Annotated in this window: 7 protein-coding genes; 1 reads left to right on the top strand and 6 read right to left on the bottom strand. The window is 55.1% G+C overall.

From position 1 onward, the window contains the following. Positions 1 to 721 precede the first annotated feature (721 nt). On the top strand, positions 722 to 1,432 hold the full coding sequence (locus AA105894_RS09320; RefSeq protein WP_267311482.1) for a hypothetical protein: 711 nt from the start codon (positions 722 to 724) through the stop codon (positions 1,430 to 1,432). A 361-nt stretch (positions 1,433 to 1,793) separates the two neighbouring features. Here AA105894_RS09320 and AA105894_RS09315 read toward each other — a convergent pair whose 3' ends face one another. The 6 genes from AA105894_RS09315 to AA105894_RS09290 form a co-directional block, all read right to left on the bottom strand. Continuing rightward, positions 1,794 to 1,982, bottom strand: coding sequence for a hypothetical protein (locus tag AA105894_RS09315; protein ID WP_267311481.1), 189 nt, complete (start codon positions 1,980 to 1,982; stop codon positions 1,794 to 1,796). Beyond that, positions 1,979 to 2,314 (bottom strand): hypothetical protein, encoded by a 336-nt coding sequence (locus AA105894_RS09310; protein ID WP_267311480.1) that lies wholly within the window; start codon positions 2,312 to 2,314, stop codon positions 1,979 to 1,981. Before AA105894_RS09310 ends, AA105894_RS09315 begins: the two co-directional genes overlap by 4 nt. Next, positions 2,307 to 2,516, bottom strand: coding sequence for a hypothetical protein (locus tag AA105894_RS09305; RefSeq protein ID WP_267311479.1), 210 nt, complete (start codon positions 2,514 to 2,516; stop codon positions 2,307 to 2,309). The genes AA105894_RS09310 and AA105894_RS09305 overlap by 8 nt, the downstream gene beginning before the upstream one ends. Before the next feature lie 87 nt (positions 2,517 to 2,603). Continuing rightward, positions 2,604 to 2,834, bottom strand: a complete 231-nt coding sequence (locus AA105894_RS09300; RefSeq protein WP_267311478.1) for a hypothetical protein — start codon at positions 2,832 to 2,834, stop codon at positions 2,604 to 2,606. After that, positions 2,831 to 3,322 (bottom strand): lysozyme, encoded by a 492-nt coding sequence (locus AA105894_RS09295; protein WP_267311477.1) that lies wholly within the window; start codon positions 3,320 to 3,322, stop codon positions 2,831 to 2,833. Before AA105894_RS09295 ends, AA105894_RS09300 begins: the two co-directional genes overlap by 4 nt. Continuing rightward, the coding region (locus AA105894_RS09290; RefSeq protein WP_267311476.1) for a hypothetical protein at positions 3,319 to 3,529 on the bottom strand (211 nt) is incomplete at its 5' end. The genes AA105894_RS09290 and AA105894_RS09295, both read right to left, overlap by 4 nt.

The following is a 3,529-nucleotide window of genomic DNA, read 5'->3' as shown; positions in this document are numbered from 1 at the left end:
CCGGCTATAGCTTAGCAGAGCCATAAAACTGTCCGAACAGAGGGGACCACCTCTAAATTTAAGGATGACGGGGATGGATATGGAGTTGGACGCACTGTAAGCAAAACGACCATTACTCTTACTACCGTATCCATTCCCGCAGATGGTGAAAATATCGGCGCCAGCTGGAAGGCGTGTATGGCGCAACGCGGCTTTCAGGTGCGAGATACTGTGCCTTCGGGTAGCTAGAAACGTTATTCAGCGAGGCGTCTGCCGTATATCCTCTGCTTTTGATCCGTTAGCGTGAAGCCTGCTTGATAAGCGTTAAACCATCCCCATCGGCAACAACGCGTGAATGTCGCTTACTGGTAAAAGTATTGAGGATTTTTAGGAGATAAGTATCTCAGTTGACAAAATAGGCGTATCTTCAAATTTGGTTGCTCAGTCATTCCTGACAAGCCCGCACCTGGTCCCGCAGCCCGATATAATTCCCGATCCAGCGCACCGTTTCCGGCTTAGGAGTGGCCTTGATCTCAGCAGCGAGCGCCGCTTGATCTTCTTTGCTGTAGGTCACGAGGGGAGAGCATATACTGCACAGACGAAGAGCCCGAGCAGGGCACCTAGAGCGATCGCGATAGCAGAAAAGTATAAGCGGTACTCGCGTGGGTGGTGTTATAAAAAATATGGGCGAACCGTGCAAATCTGGGGCTCATGTGCATTCTAACATAGGCGAGAATTCTCTATGCATGACGATATCAAACTTCCTATCGAAAGGGCCGAACAATTTCTTCGCGAAATGGAAGCGGAATATAAAAAATGCTTCGCCATCAAGTCTGTCACCCCCTTAGCCCAGCAGCTGACGCATGACGTCTGCGAAAAGATAAAATCTTCCCTTGATAGAATAGCTTACCATTATTTCACTCAATGGATTAAGCCATCATTGGCCGCAGACGACGTGGCAAAAGCGAGGATTTATTTTCCAATAGCGGATGATCATCACTCGTTTGAGAGCACCTTGGGAAATTGGCGGTGGAAGGCGGTGCGGGGGCAGCATCTCAATTTTTATGATCGCGTACGGAAGCTGCAGCCATACGAGGATAATAGTTACAAGTGGTTATCAATTGTAAGCAAGTTGGCGAATCATGGGAAACATGTGGGACTAACACCGCAGACCAAATTGGAAGAAACGATAACTACGGTTACGCGTGTAGGAGGCGGTGGCGTCAGTTGGGGCAGTAATGTCATATTTGGCGAGGGCGTTAGTATTATGGGCGCGCCCGTTGACCCCCGCACTCAGCGCATCCGAACTACTCCTGGCGTCACTGAGCGGCAGGAGATATGGGTATCGTTTCTGATTGACGGATATGATGTTAACGCACTGGAATTTTGCAAAGACGCAGTTTTCAAAACAAAGATAATACTTGTGAACCTCGCAAAGGAATTCGGGCTATAGGGCGCTGACTTCTATCATCGCGGCGTAGCAGGTGCGCGCCGCCGAGCAGGCCATATCCCAAGTTCCATCGTATGCTTGGAAGCACGCCGGTGCGCCTGCTTCCAGCATTTCATTCGTAGGTGCGATTGGCACGATCACAAACCCCCTTGCTTTACATTCCTCAACTAACTCAGGTCGGAATAGAGGAAGGTTTTGCATGATTGATCCTATAAGTTCGTTATTTAGCCGTAGATGTTTTATCATACGGCTTTGATAAATTTTATTTATTTATTTTGTAGACATTAACACTATTGGAGGGCGTTCTCCCGTATTGAAGGGGTATTGCCACTCTGCCACTGCGAATGCGCGCGAGCGCGCTAGGTCATGAAGCCTGAATGGCGGCATCCGTAGCCTGCGCCTGCTTGAGTGCAGCGGCGATCTGGTCTGTCGTCGGGCCATCACCCGACTTGCTGGCAGCGATTGCGTCCTCGATCACCTGAATGATGTTCGGCACTTCCTCGACAGCGGCGACGACGCCCTGCACGATTGCGGCGATGAGTGCTGCGTTCATTTCGATGCCTCCGTGGCGATTTTGGCCTGAAGTGCGGCAACGGCTGCGGTTGCTGCCGATACTTCAAGCGCAGTGAGAGGATTGGAAGACTGAAGATCGGTCCCGAGCGGCGTGATGACCTTCATCGCGTCGGAACTGGCCGTCTTGATCGATGCCTTGATGTCGGGGTCTGCGCTAGGCTGCTGGGCATAGGCGAGGGCCAGCGGGGCCGTAGCATTATAAGCCTGGATGGTGGCGTAACCAGCCTTGCGAAGATCGGTCTGGCTCACGCTGGAACACGCTGTCAGGCCGACAAAGCCGATCAGCGCGAAGAGAGAAAAGAGCTTACGCATTGACGGGAGCCTCCTTCACGACCTGCGTGTCGAGCGCCTTCTGCAGCGCGATTGCATTGGCCACGAGGCCGGAGACGGCCACCTTGGCCCCGGCGATATCGCAGTTCGGTTCATATTTCGCGAGCAGGGTGCCCACGAGTTCAGGGACGATATTAGCGCCGATCCCTTCGATCACGGTAAGGGCGCTGTCAGTGTCTGCCATGATGGCCTCCGGTAAGTGAGCAACCCGATCGGGGCGCTGCGGTAAGAGAGAAATGACTGATCCCGGCCCGACTGCCGGTGTCGTCAGTCAGGATTTTGCGTCGTCGGCGTTGGTGGCGTGCTTGCCGTTCATCGCGATGGTGTTCACGAGCAGGTAGAGGGGGAGCCACTTCGACCCGCCAGCAGGACGGGGCCAGAAGCGGGCGATCACGGCGGCCAAGGCGACAACGAAGGTGATCAGGGTTGTCGCATCGCCAGCAAGGGACGCAGGCAGGAAGGGTAGGACGGTCTGGTAGATCGTCTGCCAATCGAAATTCATGCGGATACTCCGGTTGTGGGGATGCCGCGCCCGAGGAAGACTTCGCTCTCGATCTTGCGGCGGCGCTGGAGGCCGCGCAGGACGACGAGTTGGCCATTCACCGTGGCCTTGTCCCAGACGAGGAATTGTTGTGCAGCGGCAGCGTAAAGGCGCTGATTGAGGCGGCGGATAAGGGTCGAGCCCTGCGCCGCGTTGCTCCCGACATTGAACTGCCACGAGAGCAGAGCGCCCCCCTGATAGTCGGTCAGGGGTACGGTTACGAAGGACCGCAGCCTGGCTTGCAACGTCATCACTGTCTGTCGCAGCAGAGCGAGAGCCTGGGCTTTGGTGATCGGCTTCGTCTGCGCCGTGACCGCCGATCCGTCCGCCAGAAAGCGATTTCCGTAGCCGATCGTCCAGTAATTGGCGGGGCAGAGGTAAGGCTCGAGGCTCAGCCCTTCGAAGTCGTCGCGTGAGATCAGCGCGGTCGCAATGTCGATGCTGGTCATTGCACCCACCCTGAGAAATGAGCATTCGCATAGGCGAAGGCCACCCCCGTGATGATAAGCGCCCACTTGGCCCATCCCTTGAGGTCTCCAAGCTTGTCGACCTTGGCCGCTACAGCGCCGATCGCACTCAGGGTTGCCTTCTCTCGCGCCTCGGCACTGGCCTTGTTCTCGCCGTGCATCTGCATCAGCTTGTCGGAGAGCGAGCGA

Source organism: Asaia spathodeae NBRC 105894 (assembly GCF_025994195.1).
Classification (GTDB): Bacteria; Pseudomonadota; Alphaproteobacteria; order Acetobacterales; family Acetobacteraceae; genus Asaia; species Asaia siamensis.
Note: the sequence above shows the minus strand (reverse complement) of the source record. Positions and strands in the feature narration are given on the sequence as shown.